The organism is Lactobacillus sp. JM1 (assembly GCF_009834385.1).
GTDB lineage: Bacteria > Bacillota > Bacilli > Lactobacillales > Lactobacillaceae > Lactobacillus > Lactobacillus paragasseri.
This window is the reverse complement of record NZ_CP044412.1, coordinates 1296649-1316802: the sequence shown is the minus strand read 5'-3', so window position 1 is coordinate 1316802 and position 20154 is coordinate 1296649. Positions and strand designations below refer to the sequence as shown.

The 20154-nt window shown below is 32.8% G+C and carries 21 protein-coding genes, 1 other RNA gene and 1 pseudogene; 19 read left to right on the top strand and 4 right to left on the bottom strand.

Going from position 1 to position 20154, the window contains the following annotated elements; all coding sequences use genetic code 11:
* Positions 1 to 7 precede the first annotated feature (7 nt).
* The 3 genes from F3I00_RS06760 to crcB are packed head-to-tail and all read left to right on the top strand — an operon-like array spanning position 8 to position 1564.
* Complete coding sequence (locus tag F3I00_RS06760; RefSeq protein ID WP_020806679.1) at positions 8 to 823, top strand: Cof-type HAD-IIB family hydrolase; 816 nt, start codon at positions 8 to 10, stop codon at positions 821 to 823.
* Complete coding sequence (locus tag F3I00_RS06755; protein ID WP_020806678.1) at positions 816 to 1205, top strand: CrcB family protein; 390 nt, start codon at positions 816 to 818, stop codon at positions 1203 to 1205. Before F3I00_RS06760 ends, F3I00_RS06755 begins: the two co-directional genes overlap by 8 nt.
* Positions 1202 to 1564 carry a fluoride efflux transporter CrcB gene (gene crcB, locus F3I00_RS06750; protein ID WP_020806677.1) on the top strand — a complete coding sequence of 121 codons (363 nt, stop codon included), beginning with the start codon at positions 1202 to 1204 and terminating at the stop codon, positions 1562 to 1564. The genes F3I00_RS06755 and crcB overlap by 4 nt, the downstream gene beginning before the upstream one ends.
* Positions 1565 to 1829: 265 nt before the next feature.
* Here the strand turns inward: crcB and F3I00_RS06740 are convergent, their stop codons facing one another.
* On the bottom strand, positions 1830 to 2879 hold the full coding sequence (locus F3I00_RS06740) for an IS30-like element ISLga1 family transposase (protein ID WP_024272995.1): 1050 nt from the start codon (positions 2877 to 2879) through the stop codon (positions 1830 to 1832).
* Between the two features lie 82 nt (positions 2880 to 2961).
* On the bottom strand, positions 2962 to 4032 hold the full coding sequence (locus F3I00_RS06735; RefSeq protein WP_024273075.1) for a DUF4097 family beta strand repeat-containing protein: 1071 nt from the start codon (positions 4030 to 4032) through the stop codon (positions 2962 to 2964).
* Between the two features lie 110 nt (positions 4033 to 4142).
* Here F3I00_RS06735 and F3I00_RS06730 point away from each other — a divergent pair, with 110 nt between their 5' ends.
* Positions 4143 to 4850: a hypothetical protein gene (locus tag F3I00_RS06730; protein WP_020807910.1), complete on the top strand. Its 708-nt coding sequence runs from the start codon at positions 4143 to 4145 to the stop codon at positions 4848 to 4850.
* A 2-nt stretch (positions 4851 to 4852) separates the two neighbouring features.
* On the top strand, positions 4853 to 5629 hold the full coding sequence (locus tag F3I00_RS06725; RefSeq protein ID WP_020807909.1) for an alpha/beta fold hydrolase: 777 nt from the start codon (positions 4853 to 4855) through the stop codon (positions 5627 to 5629).
* A 32-nt stretch (positions 5630 to 5661) separates the two neighbouring features.
* On the opposite strand, the gene F3I00_RS06720 is transcribed toward F3I00_RS06725, so the two are convergent.
* Complete coding sequence (locus tag F3I00_RS06720; RefSeq protein ID WP_020807908.1) at positions 5662 to 6555, bottom strand: metal ABC transporter solute-binding protein, Zn/Mn family; 894 nt, start codon at positions 6553 to 6555, stop codon at positions 5662 to 5664.
* A 165-nt stretch (positions 6556 to 6720) separates the two neighbouring features.
* Here F3I00_RS06720 and coaBC point away from each other — a divergent pair, with 165 nt between their 5' ends.
* From coaBC to ssrA, 11 genes are all read left to right on the top strand, one after another.
* Positions 6721 to 7929 carry a bifunctional phosphopantothenoylcysteine decarboxylase/phosphopantothenate--cysteine ligase CoaBC gene (coaBC, locus tag F3I00_RS06715; protein ID WP_020807907.1) on the top strand — a complete coding sequence of 403 codons (1209 nt, stop codon included), beginning with the start codon at positions 6721 to 6723 and terminating at the stop codon, positions 7927 to 7929.
* Positions 7926 to 8441: a VanZ family protein gene (locus F3I00_RS06710; protein WP_003648482.1), complete on the top strand. Its 516-nt coding sequence runs from the start codon at positions 7926 to 7928 to the stop codon at positions 8439 to 8441. Before coaBC ends, F3I00_RS06710 begins: the two co-directional genes overlap by 4 nt.
* A gap of 83 nt (positions 8442 to 8524) precedes the next feature.
* On the top strand, positions 8525 to 9256 hold the full coding sequence (locus F3I00_RS06705) for a YebC/PmpR family DNA-binding transcriptional regulator (RefSeq protein ID WP_065169783.1): 732 nt from the start codon (positions 8525 to 8527) through the stop codon (positions 9254 to 9256).
* 154 nt (positions 9257 to 9410) lie between these two features.
* Complete coding sequence (gene comGA / locus F3I00_RS06700; RefSeq protein WP_020807905.1) at positions 9411 to 10388, top strand: competence type IV pilus ATPase ComGA; 978 nt, start codon at positions 9411 to 9413, stop codon at positions 10386 to 10388.
* Positions 10375 to 11355 (top strand): type II secretion system F family protein, encoded by a 981-nt coding sequence (locus F3I00_RS06695; protein ID WP_020807904.1) that lies wholly within the window; start codon positions 10375 to 10377, stop codon positions 11353 to 11355. Before comGA ends, F3I00_RS06695 begins: the two co-directional genes overlap by 14 nt.
* Before the next feature lie 8 nt (positions 11356 to 11363).
* The gene (gene comGC / locus F3I00_RS06690) at positions 11364 to 11660 is read left to right on the top strand and encodes a competence type IV pilus major pilin ComGC (protein ID WP_020807903.1); all 297 of its coding nucleotides are present in this window, start codon (positions 11364 to 11366) and stop codon (positions 11658 to 11660) included.
* Positions 11657 to 12073, top strand: a complete 417-nt coding sequence (locus F3I00_RS06685; RefSeq protein ID WP_020807902.1) for a type II secretion system protein — start codon at positions 11657 to 11659, stop codon at positions 12071 to 12073. The genes comGC and F3I00_RS06685 overlap by 4 nt, the downstream gene beginning before the upstream one ends.
* A 215-nt stretch (positions 12074 to 12288) precedes the next feature.
* Entirely contained in the window at positions 12289 to 12807 is a 519-nt protein-coding gene (comGF, locus tag F3I00_RS06675; protein ID WP_024273074.1) for a competence type IV pilus minor pilin ComGF, read from the top strand.
* Positions 12808 to 13003: 196 nt separating this feature from the next.
* Positions 13004 to 14005: a class I SAM-dependent methyltransferase gene (locus F3I00_RS06670; RefSeq protein ID WP_065169755.1), complete on the top strand. Its 1002-nt coding sequence runs from the start codon at positions 13004 to 13006 to the stop codon at positions 14003 to 14005.
* Between the two features lie 26 nt (positions 14006 to 14031).
* Positions 14032 to 15231, top strand: coding sequence for an acetate/propionate family kinase (locus tag F3I00_RS06665; RefSeq protein WP_020807898.1), 1200 nt, complete (start codon positions 14032 to 14034; stop codon positions 15229 to 15231).
* A gap of 56 nt (positions 15232 to 15287) precedes the next feature.
* Positions 15288 to 15653, top strand: a transfer-messenger RNA (tmRNA) gene (gene ssrA, locus F3I00_RS06660).
* 216 nt (positions 15654 to 15869) lie between these two features.
* On the opposite strand, the gene F3I00_RS06655 is transcribed toward ssrA, so the two are convergent.
* Complete coding sequence (locus F3I00_RS06655; protein WP_020807897.1) at positions 15870 to 16076, bottom strand: hypothetical protein; 207 nt, start codon at positions 16074 to 16076, stop codon at positions 15870 to 15872.
* Between the two features lie 267 nt (positions 16077 to 16343).
* Here F3I00_RS06655 and F3I00_RS06650 point away from each other — a divergent pair.
* The 3 genes and pseudogenes from F3I00_RS06650 (at position 16344) to manA (ending at position 20148) form a co-directional block, all read left to right on the top strand.
* Positions 16344 to 18649: pseudogene (locus F3I00_RS06650) on the top strand (glycoside hydrolase family 68 protein).
* A 231-nt stretch (positions 18650 to 18880) separates the two neighbouring features.
* Complete coding sequence (locus tag F3I00_RS06645) at positions 18881 to 19126, top strand: hypothetical protein (protein WP_003648546.1); 246 nt, start codon at positions 18881 to 18883, stop codon at positions 19124 to 19126.
* A gap of 56 nt (positions 19127 to 19182) precedes the next feature.
* Positions 19183 to 20148, top strand: coding sequence for a mannose-6-phosphate isomerase, class I (gene manA, locus F3I00_RS06640; protein WP_020807195.1), 966 nt, complete (start codon positions 19183 to 19185; stop codon positions 20146 to 20148).
* Positions 20149 to 20154 lie beyond the last annotated feature (6 nt).

The window sequence follows — 20154 nt, the reverse complement described above, 5'->3', positions numbered from 1 at the left end:
AAAATTGATGAAGATAAAATTAATTGCCGTTGATCTTGATGGAACTTTATTGAATGATAAACAAGAAATAAGTTATGAAACAAAGGAAGCTTTACAAAAAGCATCTCGATCAGGTATCAAAATCGTTCCCTGCTCGGGGAGGCCATTTCCAGGAATTAAAGAGTATTTAGATCAGTTAGATCTGCAAGATCCTAATCAATATGCTGTTGCTTTTAATGGCGCTCTGGTTTTGAACGCACAAGGAAATGCGGTAGTTGAAGAATTACTAAATTATCAAGATTTCCAGTTTTTTGAAAAAATAGCTCAGCAACTGAAAGCTAACTTTCATGTTGAAGTAAGGGATAAGTTTATTACATTAAATCACTTTGTCAACTACTATTTATCGCGTGAAAGTTGGCTAACTAGAATGCCAATTGAAGTTTGTGAGTTAAAAGATATAGCAAAAGATTTAAAATTTACAAAAGCTATGTTTTCAGGTGCTCCATCAGAAATGGAAAGGGTTTATCGTGGTTTACCTCAAGAAGTTATTGAAAAATATAATGTTTCCACCTCTGATGAAACATTAATTGAAATTAATTCTAAGCGGGCTTCAAAAGGAAACGCTTTGAAAGAATTGGCACGGAAACTTAATCTTAAACAAGATGAAGTAATGATTTTTGGTGATCAAAAAAATGATATTTCTATGTTTGACGTTCCAGATTTTTATAAAGTGGCTATGGGAAACGCGGTATTAGAGATAAAGAAGCGAGCTAATTATGTTACTCGAACAAATAATGAAGATGGAATTGCATATGCAATAAGAAGGTTGGTTTTTAATGAATAAAAAGTTGAAAAATTATATCAGTGTTAGCTTATTTGCATTTTTTGGAGGTGCATTACGTGCTTATTTAAATGTAATTTGGTCACAGGCTGGAACTTTTGTAGCTAATATCATTGGTTGCTTTTTATTAGCATTTCTAACATATTTCTTTATTGAATTTAGAGAAGGACGAGATTGGCTAGTTACAGGGTTAAGTACAGGTTTTGTAGGTGCATTTACAACCTTTTCTAGTTTCCATTTGGATACGTTTAAGCAATTAGAAAACGGAATGAATAATCAGGCACTGATATATTTCTTTAGTTCAATCTTTATTGGATTTTTATTTGCTTATTTAGGAATGATTACAGGAAAAATATTAGGTAGGAAGTTGGCAATAAGAGCATGATAAGTACACTTGTAACAGCTGGTTTTGGAGCAATTTGGGGAGCAGTTTTCAGATACGGAATTACTAATTATGGTAAAAAGCATTGGTCTAGCAATTTTCCTTATGCCACTTTATTAATAAATCTTACTGGAGCATTTTTGTTAGGACTAGTTTTTTCGCGCAACTTATCGCCATTTATTTATGCTTTGGTTGGAACTGGGGTACTGGGAGGTTATACGACCTTTTCTACATTAAATGTTGAATTGCTTTCTCATTGGCAAGACCATAATTATAAAATATTTCTTCTTTATGCTTTATTATCTTATGGCGGTGGCTTAATTTTAGTTTTTGCAGGATATAAAGTTGGATTAATGATTTAGAAAAAATGCTAGCAAATTTTAGGTTTGCTAGCATTTTTTCTAAGGCTATTTAATTTTAGTTTTTAATTGATACTTTTCCGATTTCACTTGTGATTATTAGTGAATTGCTTGAATTTTCATCGCCAACGTATCCTTCAATTTCATCGTATTCATTATTGCCATAAATAATGGAGTCGAGTGGAAGATCGGTAGGACCGATTTTTTTAGTATTAATTTTGAATTTAAATAATTCCGTAAATTGCAATAATAAATTGAACACTTTTAGTTAAGCTGCTTGATAGATTCGATCTAATTCTCTTTCAAAGATTTCATCTGGTGTGTGATAAGCTAAAATTTTTCTTGGCAATGAGTTGCACCAGGTTTCAATGTCAATGATATTTTGTAAAGAATAGTTAGCTATTGCTTCTCCTTTAGGAATGAATCTGCGAATAAGACCATTGTGTCTTTCAACTGTTCCCTTATCACAAGAAGTGTAAGGATGGGCATAGTAAACCAGTGTATTGGATGCTTCTTCTAGGTTGGAAAGATCCGCAAATTCTGAACCATTATCAGTGGTAATAGTTTTAAAAATATCATTCCAGTGTTCACTGTATTGTCTTTGGAGTTCTTTAAAGGCCTGCATGACACTGATAGAAGTCTTGTCGGGAATACGAATAATTAAGAATTCACGACTCATGCGCTCAGATAAGGTTAACAGCACTTCATCATCTTTAGTCTTATGTCCAAGGACCAAATCGCATTCCCAATGACCGAATTCATTACGTTCACTAATTTCTTTTGGACGTTCTTCAATACTTCTGCCAAGCTTTTTCTTGTTTTTGCGAACACGATGAAGCTTGGTATTGCGTTTAAGCTTCTCAGGCAAGTCGTAATTATAAATGCCTAATAAGCCCTTATCAACGTAATTATAAAGAGTTTTGGTGCAGACAACATCGCTGCTAGAGAATTCGCCAGCAACAGTGGCACGATTACTGCAAACATCAAGCGACCAACCGTCTTTAAAGAAATGTTTGTGGACATAGTGAATAAATTGATTTTTTTTGAGAAAGTCTGATTTACGCCCACAATTTTTACGATGAGCTTGATATACATCATGTCCTTGAGTAGCCTTGTATCTTTTGACTTTACCATGATACAGTTTTACAGTGCCACGTTTAACCTCATAACTGATAGTAGAAGGAGAACAGTTGAGTTCACGAGCAATTGCACGCAAAGAGCAGCCATCTTTCAAACGCAATTGAATAATAACTCGCTCTTCAAATGATAAATGCTTTCCTTTAACGTGCCGATTCATGGTAGAATGTAAAGAGTCCATTTTGACCTCCAATAGAAAGTTTTTGTGGTTATTAACATTCTATCAAACAGGTCCGAATGGACTTTTTATTTTTCTAAAGTGTTCAATTTGATTTTACAATCAACGATTTAAATAATTCTGTTCTTGGTACATTTACACGGATACTTCCAACTCTGCTTTTAATTGAAAAACTAAAGTTAGACTTATCAGCAATTGATAAATTTATTTTACCAATTCCAGACTTAATATCACCGCTACCTTTAATATTATTTAGGCTCATATTTCCTGTATCAGTGACTAAATCCATTCTTTCGCTATTAAGGTCATTAATAATAATTTTTCCACTCTTTGTATCAATAAAAAAGTTTTTGGTAGAAATATTATCTAAATCTATGTTTCCACTGCTTGTATGATAAGAAATTTCTTCTTTTGCGCAAACATGATCGCTAGTTAAAATTCCAGAATGCGCATTAATATGAAACACATTCGCAGATGTACTAGAAACAGCAATATCGCCTGACTTTAGGTCTGCCTGGACGCGTTTAAGCTTAGAGTGAGCTAACAATAGATCTCCAGAAACTGCAGTAACATCAAGCAGGCAATAATTTGTGACTTTATTAATATAAACATCACCGCTTTGACTTCTAATTGTTAGAAAACCAGTAAAATTTTTAGGTAAAAATAATAAAGTTTTGTTTTTAAAAATTCCAACCAGCTTACGTGGACCTTGGGTAATTTTTAAGACATTGCCAACTTTTTCGACCGTTGAATGAAGATTTTCAATGTCTCGAGACATAAAGTCATGCACAATTAAGTTTGATGAATTAGTGGGTAAGACCAAAATATCGCCCAAACGGTAGTTAAGGTGAATCTCATCAATTTGATTTAATTTGAGATTTAATTCGTTAACTAATTTTGAATCAAAGATTTTAGCAAAAAAGTCATTGTATTTACTGTAGTCAGTTTCTTCTAAATTCTTTAATTGTGATAATAAAGTGTCTAGATCAGTTAAATTTAAAAGTGCTTTTTGTTCTGCTTCAACCTGACTTGCACCATGCTGAATTTCTTTTTTTATTAGGTTGTTGATTTTTTTACTCAGAGTATTTTGTAAAGGTTTATTTTCCTTGATATGAGGAAATTTATTGAAAAATTCTTTTAGTTTTTCATCAATCATGCTGAACTCCTTTAATATTTGTTACACTTTTATTATATAGCACCCCAAAAAACTTTATGTATTATTTTGGGGATTATAAAAGACTATTAAAATTTTCGTTAGGAGAAAAAATGAAATTTATAAAATGGATTTGGAGATTAGTTGTAGTTGGATTAATCTTTATTTCATTGAGTTTGACTTTAACAAGTCCAGTTGAATTGAAAGTTGATAGTACCGCTGGTCTTGTGAAAAGCTCAATTAATAAAGTTGTTGACCAAGCGAATAATAGTGACTTGCAAATGGGAGTTGCCTTTTTGCAAGAATCAGGAATCGAAGATACACTTTTATCACAATTACCCAAAAATATTGAATTAAAGACATCATATCAAGGGCTAAATCAATTGAGTAGTAATTATTTGGCCAATGGTAAATTAGCTGCATCTGACTTAAAACTAAATAATGATACGCAGCAAGAACAAGTTTTTAATCAGTTAATATTACAATTAGTAAATGAACAATTAAGGCAGAATTCTGCTGATGTAAAACAAGCAGCCGAGATTTATCATTTGATTTATTTCCTACTAATTGGTCTTTATATTTTGGCAATGGTAATGGTTTTATTTGGTAAAAAGATTGCAATTTTACCACTTTTAATTGCCGCAGTAGGTTCATATGGGGTTTTATCGTATGCAGCTGAAATTGCCACAAGCTCGCTTCAACAAAGCGTTTATACCGGGATCAATGTAAGTTTAAGTAGTGGATTAAGTCAAGCACTGATTACTGCGATTATTGCTGTAGTTGGATGTTTATTCATTAGAATTAAGCAGAATAAGGAGTAAAAATGCTGTTTGAAACAAGTGATAATATAAAAATTAATTATAAATTAACTGGGAAAGGGAAGACGATTGTCTTAGTTAATGGTTTTGGGGCATATCAAGAAATATGGTCTGCTCAAGTATCATTTCTTAATAATTTAGGATATCAAGTACTTACTTATGATCATCGGAATATGGGGAAGAGCCAACGAACAGAAAAAGGTCATAATATTGCCCGTCTAACACAAGACTTAGAAGAATTAATTTCTTTTCTAAAAATTAAACAGGCTACTTTCATGGGACACTCAATGGGCGCTTCGATTATTTTTTGTCTAATAAAAAAATGGCCAACTGTAGTTAAACGTGCATTAGTGATAGATCAATCACCTAAGATGCTTAATGATAGGAATTGGAAGTATGGTTTTATGGACTATACAAGTGAAAATTATCATGAAAAATGCCAAGAAAGACCTCATGTTCACGAAACTTTTGCAGGACTAGATGATGATGTTTATGCCAAACTCATGAAAGCAAAAGAAGAAGATCCGTTTAATAGAAAAGATAATGTGGACTTATTAGAAAATCATATGTCGCTAGATTGGCGAAAAGTTATAGAAAACGCATCAATTCCAATTACTTTTTTTATTGCTAAGGAGAGTCCGTATTATCGTGAAGGATATGAAAAACTTCTTGAAGAAAAAAATGATCAAGTAGATAGTTTTATTATGTCACCAACTGGTCACGTAATTATGGCGGAAATTCCTAAGCAATTTAATAGCAAATTAAAAGATATTTTAGGGTAATAAAAAAGAGGCTTATGCCTCTTTTTTGGTAATTATTTTAACTTTTTATTGATATTTGCTAAATTTTGGTAATTTTCTGTTATCCACTTCAAATAAGTTGTATTGTTTGGAATGGTTTCACGAACTTGCAAGATTGGAATCTTCTTTGATTTAGCTCTTTTAACGAAATTGTTAACAGTGGAACTATTTACTTGGGAGTTCTTAACAAAGAAAGAGATATCACGATTATTAATAGTTTGATTCATTTGATGAACAATTTTGGCACTTGGATCGGTTTCATTTTCAATTGCTTCTTCAAAAGCTTTATCACCAATCTTAAAGTGGGTAGCTTTCAAAGCGTAATCGAATACTGGTTCACTAACATATACTGGCTTTTGCTTTGTACCATCAATAGAATCAGCCATTTTTTGAACTTTTTTTATTTTTTCTAAGTATTTAGTTCCATGTTCTTTATAATAGTTTGCATGCTTTTTATCAATTTTAGATAAACGCTTTACCAAATAGTTGACATATTTAGTTGGCATATTTAAGTCAAACCAGATATGAGGATTATCACCGCTTTTCAAATTCATTAAGTCTTCGCCAACTAAGACAGCAGACTTATTACTTGATTTAGCTAATTTTGCTAGCCAGGAATCATATCCTAAACCATTAGCTACAATAATTTTGGCGTCTTGAACTTTTTTTGCATCTGCAGTAGTTGGTTCGAAATCATGGGGATCGGTGGAACTACTAGTAATAATGGCTGTTGCCTTACCGTACTTACCCAAAACATTTTGGGCAATATCAGCATAAACATTGGTGCTCGTAACAATCGATATTTTGTTAGACGATGAATTATCCTTTTTGGAGCAACCAGTAAGAACAAAAAATAATGTTCCCATTACAATAAAAAGAGAAAAAATCTTTTGATAATATTTTTTCATTTTGTATATTTATCCTTTCAAGGTATTGGAGCTATATCTTTATTCAATATAAATCATATCAGAATCTGGTAATGTTTTTTAATTTGATAATTTATTTTTTAATAATTTGTCTTAGTTGGCTTGTGTTATAGTAGAAAGAAATTATGAAATTAAGGTTGAGAAGAAATGAAAGCTACAATTTATATTACAGGTAGTATTGCTGCCTATAAAGCAATTAATGTTGTACGAAATTTTCAAAAAAAAGGACATGAAGTAAGAGTAGCTATGACAAAAGAAGCTGTCCACTTGATCGGTACCCAAACATTAGCTGCTTTAACTAAGTATCCAGTATTGACTGATCTCTGGGAAAAAGAAAGAGCTAACCAGATCCAACATATTGAATTGGCTGATTGGACAGAAATGGCTGTTGTAGTTCCAGCAACTGCTAATTTTATTGCCAAAATTGCAAATGGTATTGCTGATGATGCGGCAACTACGACTTTTTTAGCAACAGCTTCACCTAAATACGTAGTTCCAGCTATGAACAGTCATATGTGGAGTAATCCTGCCTTTCAAAGAAATCTAGCATTATTAAAACAAGATGGAATTGCTGTAATGGATCCTGCTACTGGGCGCTTAGCTGAAGGATATAGCGGCAAGGGAAGAATGCCAGAGCCAGATGACATTATGGCTTGGATAGATGATTCTCTTCAAGCTAAAAAAGTATTAGCTGGTAAAAAAATTGTAATTACTGCAGGTGGAACCATATCTCCACTTGATCCAGTTCGTTTTTTGGGTAACCGTTCGAGTGGTAAGATGGGAATAGATTTAGCTAAAGCTGCTCTTGCTGCTGGGGCAGAGGTGATTTTAATTTCAGGACACATTGCTGTTTCATTACCTAACTCACCTAATTTAAAAAATATTAAGGTAGAAACTACTGAAGAAATGCTCTCAGCTGTTAAGACTGCTTTTTTAGGAGCAGATGCTTTGATTATGGCAGCTGCTGTAGCAGATTATGAACCGGTAAATTATATTACTCATAAAATCAAAAAGCAGGATCAGGGGGATGAGTTAAAGATTTATTTGAAAGAAACTCCTGATATTTTGAAAAAAATGGGAAGTATAAAAAAGGCAAACCAAGTTGTTGTTGGTTTTGCCGCTGAAACAAACAATTTATTAGAAAATGCTTCTAAAAAACTGCAAGAGAAAAACGCTGATATGATTGTTGCAAATGATGTCAGTCATGGAGTATTTGGTAGCGATAAAGATAAAGTTACGATTTTAAGGCAAGATAAAACAACCGAGAATATAGTAGAGACAACTAAAATTGAAATTGCTAAAAAAATAATTATTTTGGTTGCTGAAGAACTTGAAAGTAGGAAAGTTGAAAAATGAAAAAAACAGTATTAACGAAGCGAGAAATGATCTTTGTTTGTTTGATGCTCTTAGTGCTTTTAGGTTTATTTATTTCTAGTTCAATGACTTATCACGAACAAGAGATGTCACCAGGATTTATTCATCGACATTTTCCAATTATTGAAAGAGTAGTTGGAAAGTGGAATATCTATTATGCTGGACGTTGGCACAATGCATTTTTGGACAATGGGGAAGCGGGAATGACTCAATTTGTCATGAGAAAATTTGCCCATTTTTCATCATATTTTTTAGTTGGTTTATTTGCTTGTTTAGGCTTAGACCGCTTATTTAAAAAATGGTGTGGCCCCTTATTTATTTGGCTAGGGATTATTGGATTAGCGGGATTAGATGAATTTCACCAATATTTGACTGGAGATAGAACTCCAAGTCTTCACGATGTTGCTCTTGATTCAGCCGGAGCGCTTTTAGCTATTTTATTCTGTATTTTTATCTACTGGATTAGACACCATCAAGAAAAAAGTAATTCATAATTAATCATAGATTGAATTTAAACCTTGAGTGCGTTATGATTGACAAGGTTAACTATATTAAATAAAAAGAAAGAAGGATTCTTATGTCAGGACATTCAAAATGGCACAATATTCAAGGCCGCAAGAATGCGCAAGACGCTAAGAGAGGTAAAGTTTTCCAAAAATTATCTCGTGAAATTTATATGGCTGCAAAGAGTGGTGGTCCTGACCCTTCAGGAAATCCTACTTTACGTATGGTTATGGATAAAGCACGTGCAGCAAACATGCCTAAGACTAATATTGAACGTGCTATTAAGAAGGCTGAAGGTAATTCAGATGAACATTATGATGAAATTACCTATGAAGGCTACGCACCCGGTGGTGTTGCAGTTTTAGTTGAAGCTTTAACTGATAACAAGAACCGTACTGCTTCTGATGTTCGTGTTGCCTTTACTCGTAATGGAGGTTCACTCGGTGCAACTGGTTCTGTTGCTTACATGTTTGACCGTAAGGGATATATTGTAATTGATCGTTCCACTACTGATGCTGACGAAGATCAAGTTTTACTTGGTGTTATGGACGCTGGTGGGGATGATTTAGAAACTAGTGATGATGCATTTGAAATCTACACTGATCCTAAGCAATTTACAGCTGTACGTGATGCTTTAGAAAAAGCTGGCTACAAGTTAGCTAACGCTGAATTAACTATGATTCCGCAAAACACCACTCCAGTTCCAGCAGATAAAAAAGAGCAATTTTCTCATTTAATTGATGCATTAGAAGATAACGATGATGTTTCTAATGTTTATACTGCTGCTGCAGATGATGATGAATAATAATTTATCAAGAAATAGACCTAATTTTCATTTTAGGTCTATTTTTTTATGGCTGACCTTTGCGTCAGTCTTTTTTTTACTCAATTTTTAAAATAATAAAAAAACTATTACATTTTTGCGTACTAATAAGTGTATGGCAAAGGAGGGATTAATTATGAACGAAGTATCAGAAGTTATTTTAGAAAAAGCAATTAAAAGCCATGCTAGTGATATCTTTATTTTTCCAGCTATTGGAGGCTATGAAATAAAGATTCGAACTGCCCTAGGCTTGAGTAAAATAAAAGAATTAGGCCAGCAAGCAGGAAAAGAATTACTTAATTATTTCAAGTTTCAGGCGCAAATGGATATATCTGAGCGTCGTAGACCACAAGTGGGTGCTTATCAGACTAAATTTGGGGATGAAAAGGTTTTTTTACGCTTTTCAAGTGTGGGGGAATTTGAGGGAGATGAGTCTTTAGTAATTCGATTAATTTATGGAGAAAAAAGTAATAATTATTTTCTCTCGGAACAATTCGATTTGCTAAAAAGACTTACTAATCAACGGGGGTTGATAGTGACTAGTGGTCCAACAGGATCGGGAAAGACTTCAACCATGTATGAACTAGCACAACTAGTGGGAAAAGAAAAGGTTGTAATGACTATTGAAGATCCGGTCGAGGTTTGGAATCCCAATTTTTTACAAACACAGGTAAATCTTGTTGCGGGAATTGCTTATCCAGATTTACTAAAGGCTGCTTTACGACATAGGCCGGATATTTTAATTATTGGGGAAATTCGAGATCAAGAAACTGCCAAAATCAGTATTAATGCAGCTTTAAGTGGACATTTGGTTTTAGCAACTATTCATGCGAAAACAGCCTTGCAAACAATTTCACGTCTTGAAGGATTAGGAATCACTAAAGATGAATTATGCAATTGTCTGACAGCTGTTTCTTATCAAAGGTTGCTACCAATAAAAAATCAAAATAAAGTTGCTTGTTTAATGGATATTAGGTATGGAAAAATACTTGATCAAGCTATTGCGTTTAATGACAATCGCCATGATTTAAGTAATTGGCAAAGTAATTTAGAGCAGTTAGTTGAAAGAGGAAAGATTAGTGAAGATACGAAGCATCTTTATGAAGAAGGATAAACTGAACAGCGCTGCTCAATTAATTTTTATTGATTATTTAAGACAAGCACTAATTAATGGTTATTCGCTTAATGCTAGTTTAAAACTACTGCCTAAAATATGGAGTGGTAATTCTAGCCAATTAGTCTATATAAATAAACAAGTTGAAGAAGGCAGGCAACTTGGAGATGTATTGCATGAAGTGGGATTTTCTAGTACTTTATCTGCACAAATGAATATGGCGATTATTGACGGAAATCTATTGTCTTGTTTGGACCAATTAAGTAAACTTATTCGATTGAAAAATAAGCAGTTAAAGAAATTGCGAGGAGAATTGGCTTATCCTGCACTTTTAATTGGAATGATGGTTACGCTATTGATTTGTATGCAAACCTTTTTAAAGACAGAAATGTCAGATAATGACTGGACGAGTAATTTAATGTTAGGTGGACTTGTGTTGTTAGTTATTATAGGTGCATTTCTTATTAGTAAGATAATCATGTTGCTCAATAAACAAGATTATTATGCCCTGAATAAATTAACTAGGATACCTATAATTGGACCAACATTAAATTTATATGTTCACTATCTTATCGTGTCTGACTTAGCTGTTTTACTGATCAATGGCTTCTCACTGCAAAAAATTTGTCAACTTACTGATCAGCAACCAAAGAATTCGTTGCAACAAGTTTTAGGAGCAAAAGTGAAGAATCAATTAGAAAAAGGAATTGAAATTAAAGCAATTATTGAGAGTGAAGCTTTTATTTCTAATAATTTAATTATGCTTTTAGAGACTGGAACGACAAGAGAGCAAATTGGGAAAAGAGCATTATTGCTTAGCAAGACACTTTTCTATGAATTAAATCTCAAATTAAACAGTTTAATCGTTAATTTGCAGCCGCTGTGCTTTATTTTTATTGGAATTTGTATTCTAGGAATGTATTTAAAAATTTTAATGCCAATGTATCATTTAATGGAAACAATGTAGAGGTAAAAATGAGAAAGTTAAAGCATTTTATTATGAAAAATAAACAGGTAAAAAGATTTACCTTAGTTGAAATGGTAATTGTAATTGCCATTATTGCGATGCTAATTTTGTTAATTGTTCCGGGCTTAAGTAAGCAAAAAGAAAGAGCGACTACCAAAACAGATGAAGCCTTAAGAACAACGATTGAGACCCAAAGACAATTAGCTGAAGATAATGGAGATGGTACTTCATTAGAAGAGCTAGTAAAGAAGGAATATATTTCTCAAAAACAAAAAGAAAGATATGAAAAATTACCGCAGAAATGATTTTTAAGAGAATAAAAGCTTTTACCTTGATTGAAACGATAGTTACTTTAACAATAATTTGTTTACTCGTGTTAATGCCAACGCTTTATGTTAAAAATATTAAGGAACAGATAATCTTAGACAGTACCACGCGTCAAATTAGATCAACTATCAATAAGTATTTGCATCTCTCAACAGTAGAAAAGAAGTCGTATTTTTTATCATATTTTGACAATAATTCTTCAATTCAGATAATGGAGCCGCATCAAGTGTCAAAAGTATATTTGAATCGACATGTTAGAGTTTATAATTTTGATAATTTATATATTAGCAATCGCGGAACCATATCGCCGAGAACAATTACTGTTAAGAGTGGAAGCAAAGAAAAGAAAATTAAAATACAGATGACATGGGGTAGGATGGTTGAAGAATAGAAAAGTCAAGGGCTTCATTTTATTGGAAGCATGTGTAGGCTTCACGATAGCCTGTTTAGGAGTATTGCTTTTAGGGATAACAATTAAACAAAATAGACAGACTGAAAAACAGATTGAAAAACGAGTAGATAAGGCTTATGCGGAATATATTTTTAGACATAGTGATAAGAAGATATTATTAGTGCATGATCATGTCTATCATAGAAAATAAAATAATGAAAAAGATAAAGGGTTTTACCTTATTAGAAGCTGTATTTGCAATCGCAGTTACTATTTTATGTGCGCAAATATTATTTGGACTTATAGGCACACTTAGAAAAGTTAATCGCCAGAAAACCGGAGTTAATGAAATTTCGTATAGTTATGTACAGATAAATAATTTCTTAAAAGAAAGTGGACATGTTGAAGTAAGTACAACGGGTTCAGATCCAACTAAAATTGTTCTTAGAAAGTTATCGGATAAGAAGAAAAAGAATGGTGATTTAATTTACGATACATATGTAATTGATATGAGTTCAAATGATGTTTTGAGAATGAGAACAGATGAGGGAGGACACATGCCGCTACTTTTTCAAGTTAAAAAAATAAAATGTTCTACTTCAAAAGATTCTTTTTCTATTTTAGTAACTGAAAAAGATGGTAGACAAAGCGAGATGTTTTTCAAAACAGATTTACCAAAGAAAAAGGAAAATAAAATACAGGATGAGAAAAAAGATAAGAGTAAAAAGGCTTAAGGGAAGTGCCTTAATTAGTAGTTTGCTGCTTATTAATATTTGCATTACCTTTGTAATGATGTATCAACGCAGTTTTACTGAAAATATGGAAAGTAATCTTTCTTTGATAAATTATTTTTCCAAGTAACAATGATTGCTTGCTAGTATTTGATGATACCTATAGAATATTAGAAGGAATATTAAAGAAGGAAGAAAAATGCAAAAAGTAGAAGAATTATATCCAAAATTTCAGACAGCTATTGAGCATTTACAAAAAGCGCTGAATGTTTCTTTTTCATCGGCATTGACGGAAACCTTTGATAATCTAGAAAATGGAAAAATCAAAGTAGAATCAGGTGCCCCAGATAAAGAAACCGTAGCTGAATTAACTGAAGAGTATCGTCAATTAGATTATGATAATTTGCCACGTACCTTAAAAGTACAAATATTTACTTTATTAACTTTAAAAGCAATTACTCAAGATGCCAGTGACTATAACTTGATGCCCACACCTTCAGTAATTGCTACAGTAATTGCTTTGATTTGGCAAAGAATCGTTCCGACAGGTAAAAAAACTGTGGTTGATCCCGCAATTGGAACTGGAAATTTACTTTATTCGGTTATTAGACAGCTGATTCAGGAAAATCATTCACAAAACAATTACAAATTAATTGGAATTGATAATGAAGAAGCATTATTGGATTTAGCAGATATTGGCGCCCATCTTGAAGATTTAAAGATTGATTTATATTGTCAAGATGCTTTAGATCCATGGATGATTGAAAAAGCGGATATAGTGGTAAGTGATGTGCCAGTAGGTTATTATCCATTGGATAATAATGCTGAGCGTTTCGAAAATCATGCAAAAGAGGGACATTCGTTTGCCCATACTTTATTTATTGAACAAATAGTAAATAATCTGAAGCGTGATGGTTTTGCATTTTTAGTAGTACCTAGATTACTATTTACTGGTAAAGGATCTACTGAATTCATGACTTGGTTGGCTAAAAAAGTTAATATTCAGGCGATTGTCGATTTGCCTGATGACATGTTTTTAAGCCAAATTCAACAAAAATCAATTTTAGTTTTCCAAAATCATGGGGAACATGCTCTCAAGCGTGAAGTTTTGGTGGCTAAATTAGATTCATTAAAGAAACCAGAATCTTTAGTAGCATTTAATATGAAACTAAATGACTGGTATCATAAGAGTGAAAATTAATTTATATAATACGAGAGGTATATAAAATGAAAAAAGTTTTAGCAGTAAATTCAGGTAGTTCATCATTTAAATACAAATTATTTTCTCTAGATAATGAAAAAGTAATTGCATCTGGCATGGCTGACCGTGTTGGTTTACCAGGTTCTGTTTTCACAATGACTTTAGCAGATGGTAGTCAACATGATGAACAAAGTGATATTGCTAATCAAGAAGAAGCAGTTCAAAAGTTGCTAAGTTGGCTTAAAGAATACAATGTTATCGATTCTTTAGCAGATATTGCTGGGGTAGGGCATCGTGTCGTTGCTGGTGGTGAAGAATTTACTGATAGTACAGTCATTACAGATGATAATCTTTGGAAGATTTATAATATGAGTGACTATGCACCATTGCATAACCCAGCTGAAGCTGACGGCATCTATGCTTTCATGAAAGTTTTACCTAATGTACCTGAGGTTGCTGTTTTTGATACTTCTTTCCACCAATCGTTAGATCCTGTCCAATACTTATACTCAGTACCATATAAGTACTATGAAAAGTTCCGTGCTAGAAAATATGGCGCACATGGTACTTCAGCTCGTTATGTATCACGTCGCACAGCTGATTTACTAAAGAAGCCAGTTGAAGATTTAAAGATGGTTTTATGTCATTTAGGTAGCGGTGCATCTGTCACTGCTATTAAAGATGGGAAGTCTTTTGATACTTCAATGGGATTCAGTCCGGTTGCGGGAATTACAATGAGTACTAGAAGTGGTGACGTTGATCCTTCTTTACTTCAATTTATTATGAAAAAAGGCAACATTACTAGCTTTAATGAAGTTATTAAGATGTTAAACACCGAATCTGGTTTACTCGGTCTTTCAGGAATCTCCCCAGATATGAGAGATATTGAAAAAGCAATTAAAAATGGTGATAAGCAGGCTAAACTTACAAAAGATATTTTTATTAACCGAATTGTTCGCTATATTGGAGCTTATATGACTGAAATGGGTGGTTTAGATGTTTTAGTCTTTACTGCAGGAATTGGAGAACATGATGCAAGTGTAAGAAAGCAGATTATGGATGGCCTAACTTGGCTTGGTCTTGAATATGATGAAAAAGCTAATAAGGCCAACAAGGAAGGAATTATCACTACACCAGATTCAAAGATTACTGCAATGATTGTTCCAACCAATGAAGAGTTAATGATCGCACGTGACGTTGTTCGTTTAGCTAAATTAGATAAGTAATCGTGAGAGCAAGATTATAGCATTTTAACAGTGACTGTGATATCATTGAAACATCTGGGGATGTTTTGGGATTCGACAGGCGTAGATTCGCGTTGACTGCGATTCGTAGGTCACGTCTACGTTAAAACGTCACAGTTAAATTATAACTGCAAATAACGAAAATTCTTACGCAGTAGCTGCTTAGTCAGCCTGCGTGATCCAATGACGGATTGCTCGTGTCTGTCTGCGGGTCTTACCATTTAACGAGCTACGTTTAACTACTTACCTTAATAGTTAGAAATAAGATTCTTAGGTTAGTTTTGATAGTTTAGCCCTGTTATATGGCGTTTTATCAAAACGAAATTTAAGTAATATAACTATGATCGTAGAGGTTAACGACGGAATACGTTTGGACAGGGGTTCAATTCCCCTCATCTCCATAAATAGTTTAAGGAATGTTGATTTATCAACACTCAAGCATGATAAAACCACCTTTTGGCTAACTTTTGGCTAAAAAGGTGGTTTTATTTTTATATATTTAGCTGTGAAATGGAGTTTATAGAAGATATTTAAATAAGTTGATTTAAGTTACCTAAGAAGGTAACTTTTTTATTAACTAGAAATTTTAATGACAGTTTTTAGCTAATAAGCTCGGTCAATTACTGAGCGCCTTTAGGTCTATAAACAACTTTTTCTATATCGTCAATTGAAATTGGCATCATAGCCATTGTTTTCTTTTCTTGTTCAGGGGTTTCAACGCCATAATCAGGTAAAAAGTGAGTTGCATCTAATTGGTCCATTAGACAAACTAATTCACCTGTTTTTAAAATAACTTCATCATATTCTTGTGGAATGAGCTTATTCATTTCTCTTCACCTCTTTCTTTATATAATGAAAATCTTTTAAATAGAATATCATAAATATTCATCAACATGAAAAATTATAGAATCTTATTATTCAATACGGTTTTTATATGTCTTTTTGATACAAAATTGATAAACGATTGACATTTAATGAAAAAGTGTAGATCTTTAAAGCTATACAAATTTTTCAAAATAATATTTATTTTTATAATAAAAGATGATAGTCTGTTAGTTGAAATGTTAAACGCTTAGCATGTAGGAGGAGAAAAGATGTTGGAAAATAAAAAACATAAAAAGATGTCTTTAAGCGGAAAATCTTTATTAATGGGGACCTTGTCTACAGCAGCAATTGTATTAAGTGCTTCCACTGTAAATGCTGCTACTAATACTGATACTGTTGATAATGCTAATGCTAGTCAAGTTACCACAGTAAAAGCATCTGCTTCGGTTAACAAAAATGATAATAGTGGATTAAAAGAAAATGCTACGAACGACAAAGTAGCTGGAACTGAGACCAATCTAAACTCTAGTTTAAATTCTGGTAAAGAAACAAGTAGCCAAGTTAATGACAGTAAGGAAGATAGTTCATCAACACAAGTAGGAAGTACTCCAATTTCTTCTGCAATCATTAATAATGGTAAAGCCTCTAGTGATTTAAACCAAGATTCTGACAATATTTCCGATCATTTTAAGGATAATAATTCTCAAGGGCAAAGTTCAACTTCTTCAGAGAAAACCGAATTAAAGGGAAAAATCAAAGAAATTGTTAATAATTCTGGTATTGATGTCACAAAATTAACTAATGATCAAATTAATAATTTAAATAAAGTTAATTTTGATAATGATCCACAAGACGGAACAAAATTAACATTAAACGATTTAGATGCAATTGGACAGGCTCTTATAAGAAGAGATCCAAAATATGCAGTTCCATATTTTAATGCAAAAGAAATAAAAAATATGGATGCAGCGGTAACTAAAGATGCACAAACTGGTAAAACTGAAACTTTGGAAATCTGGGATTCGTGGCCAGTACAAGACCCTATAACTGGTTATGTATCAAACTATAAGGGCTACCAACTTGTCATTGCAATGATGGGAATGCCTAAAAAGAACGATAATCATATTTATCTTTTGTATAATAAATATAATGATAATGAATTCTCGCATTGGAGAAATGCGGGTTCTATCTTTGGATATAATGAAACTCCTGATTTACAGGAATGGTCAGGATCTGCCATTGTAAATAAAGATGGTTCTGTTCAACTATTTTATACAAAAAATGATACATCAAATGGTAAGCTAAATGATCAACAGTTGGCAACAGCTAATTTGAAGTTAAATGTTGATAACAATGGTGTTTCAATTGCTAGTGTTGATAATGATCATGTGATTTTTATTGGTGATGGTAAACATTATCAAACTATGATCAATTCTCAAATGGTAAAAGTAGAAATAGAGATAATTATACATTACGAGATCCTCATGTAGTGGAAGAAGAGAATGGTGATCGTTATTTAGTATTTGAAGCAAACACTGGAAGCGATAATTACCAAGGCGAAGATCAAGTTTATAGATGGGCTAATTATGGTGGAAATGATAAGTTCAATGTCAATAATTTCTTGAGCTATTTTGGTAATAATGATGATCAAGCTCTCGCTTCTGTGGCTAATGGTGCACTGGGAATTTTAAAATTAAGTGGGGATCAAAACAATCCAACTGTTAAGTTAGATGATGTTTACTCACCTTTAGTAACGTCATTAATGGTTAGCGATGAAATGGAAAGACCTGATATTGTTAAAGTTGGAAATAAGTATTATCTATTTTCAGCAACAAGATTGTCTCGACGAACTAAAGGAGAAATTACTCGGCTTGCTAATAAGGTTGTTGGAGACAATGTAGCGATGATTGGCTTTGTTTCTGATAGTTTAACGCATGGTTATGTGCCATTAAATGGTTCTGGTGTTGTATTAACCGCTTCAGTACCCGCAAATTGGCGTACGGCGACATATTCATATTATGCAGTTCCTATTGAAGGAAAAGAAAATCAACTTTTAATTACAGCTTATATGACTAATCGTGGTGAAGTAGCTGGAAAAGGTAACAATTCGACTTGGGCACCAAGCTTTATCTTGCAACTGAATCCAGATAATACTACCACTGTTTTAGCCAAATTAACTAATCAAGGTGTTTGGGTTTGGAATGGTGATAGTGAAAATAAAAATATGATTGGTAGTCTCGAAAAAGATTCTCCAAATAGTGCTGCTTTAGATGGAGAATGGGGCAAGTTTATTGATTGGGATGCAATTAATAGTTATAGTTTGAAACCACATCAACCTGTGACTCCAAATGTTCCAACAACTCCAGAGAAACCTGAAAACCCAACAACACCAAATACTCCTGATACTCCACGTACTCCAGAAGTTCCAACTACTCCAGTTAAGAAAACTACTCAGTCAGAACTTCCAAAGGCAGGAGCTAAAGACGGTATTGCTGCAACAATTTTAGGTGCTGTAAGCTCAATGTTAGGAGTTATCGGTTTAGCAGGTATTTCAAAACGCAAGCGTAATAACTAAATTTATAAAAAAGATGAGTTTTAATATGACTCATCTTTTTTTGCTATAAATATAATTTATTCTAGTATGAAAAACTGTAAATTTTCTCAAAATTATCTTTTCCCTATAATAAATTAAAAAAGTAATCTTGCTGCATATACTGAAGGCTTTAACTGGTTACATGAATTATTAGTTATAATTAATCATAATTTTAATTATGCTAAAAAAGAAATAACTAGTAATCTAGAAGGCGTGAAAATTGTATCAGGACCAGCAACGTACTTGTTATGGCTTGATGTAAGTATAGTTTCGGCAAATAGTCAAGAATTAGCTGATTATATTAGAAAAGAAACTGGGCTAATCGTTTCACCTGGTATTATTTATCGCGGTAATGGCAATAAATTTTTACGTCTTAATCTAGCATCACCAATTTCAATGGTAGAAGATGGAATTAGTCGTTTAATTACTGGAATTAAAAAATATTCAAAAAATAGTTGAAAGTGGTTTCAAAATCATCTCAAAAAGATATATACTTTTATTGAGGTGATTTTTTTATGGAACCATTATTTTTAACACCATATTTTAGACCAAAAATTTGGGGTGGCCGTAAGTTAAATACAGTTTTAGGATATGATATTCCAGATGGAAAAGTTGGAGAAGCTTGGGTAATATCAGGATACAAAGATGACGCTTCAACAGTTAATGCTGGTCCTTTAAAAGGAAAGACATTAAGAGAAGTATATTTAGAGCATCCAGAATTATTTGGTAATCCAAAAACTAAGGAATTTCCGCTATTAGTTAAATTCTTAGATGCAAATGATAATTTGTCTGTTCAAGTACACCCAGATGACGAATACGCTAGAATTCATGAAAATGATTCTGGAAAAACTGAAAGTTGGTACGTGCTTCATGCTGAACCTGGTGCTAAACTGATTTATGGGCACAACGCAAAAAGTAAGGAAGAACTAGAAGATTGGATTAAAAATGGAAAGTGGTCCAAACTGTTACGTTATGTACCAGTAAAAGAGGGAGACTTTTTATATGTACCTTCTGGAACGGTTCACGCTTTAACTAAAGGAATTATGGTTATTGAAACACAACAATCAAGTGATGTAACCTATAGATTGTATGATTGGGATCGAGTAGACAAGAAAACTGGTAAAAAGAGAGAGTTGCATATTAAGCAATCTCTTGATACTATTCAAGTACCACATAAAGATCCAAAGCTGAACATTACTTCTGAAACAATTGGAGATGCTAAGATTACTACTTTGGCTCAGCCACCAATGTCACCGCATTTTTATTTATGGCAGATCGATGTTGATGGGAGTTTTAATTGGAGTTTAAAGGATCATCCTTATCTTTTGGTATCTGTAATTAAAGGTAATGGTAAGTTTATTGCCGATGGTAAAGAATATGATATTAAGTTGGGAAGCAATTTTATTATTCCTAATGAAATGAAAGACTTTAGTTTTAGCGGTGACTTACGTTTAGTAATTTCAGCTCCTGGTAAAGAATAAATTTAA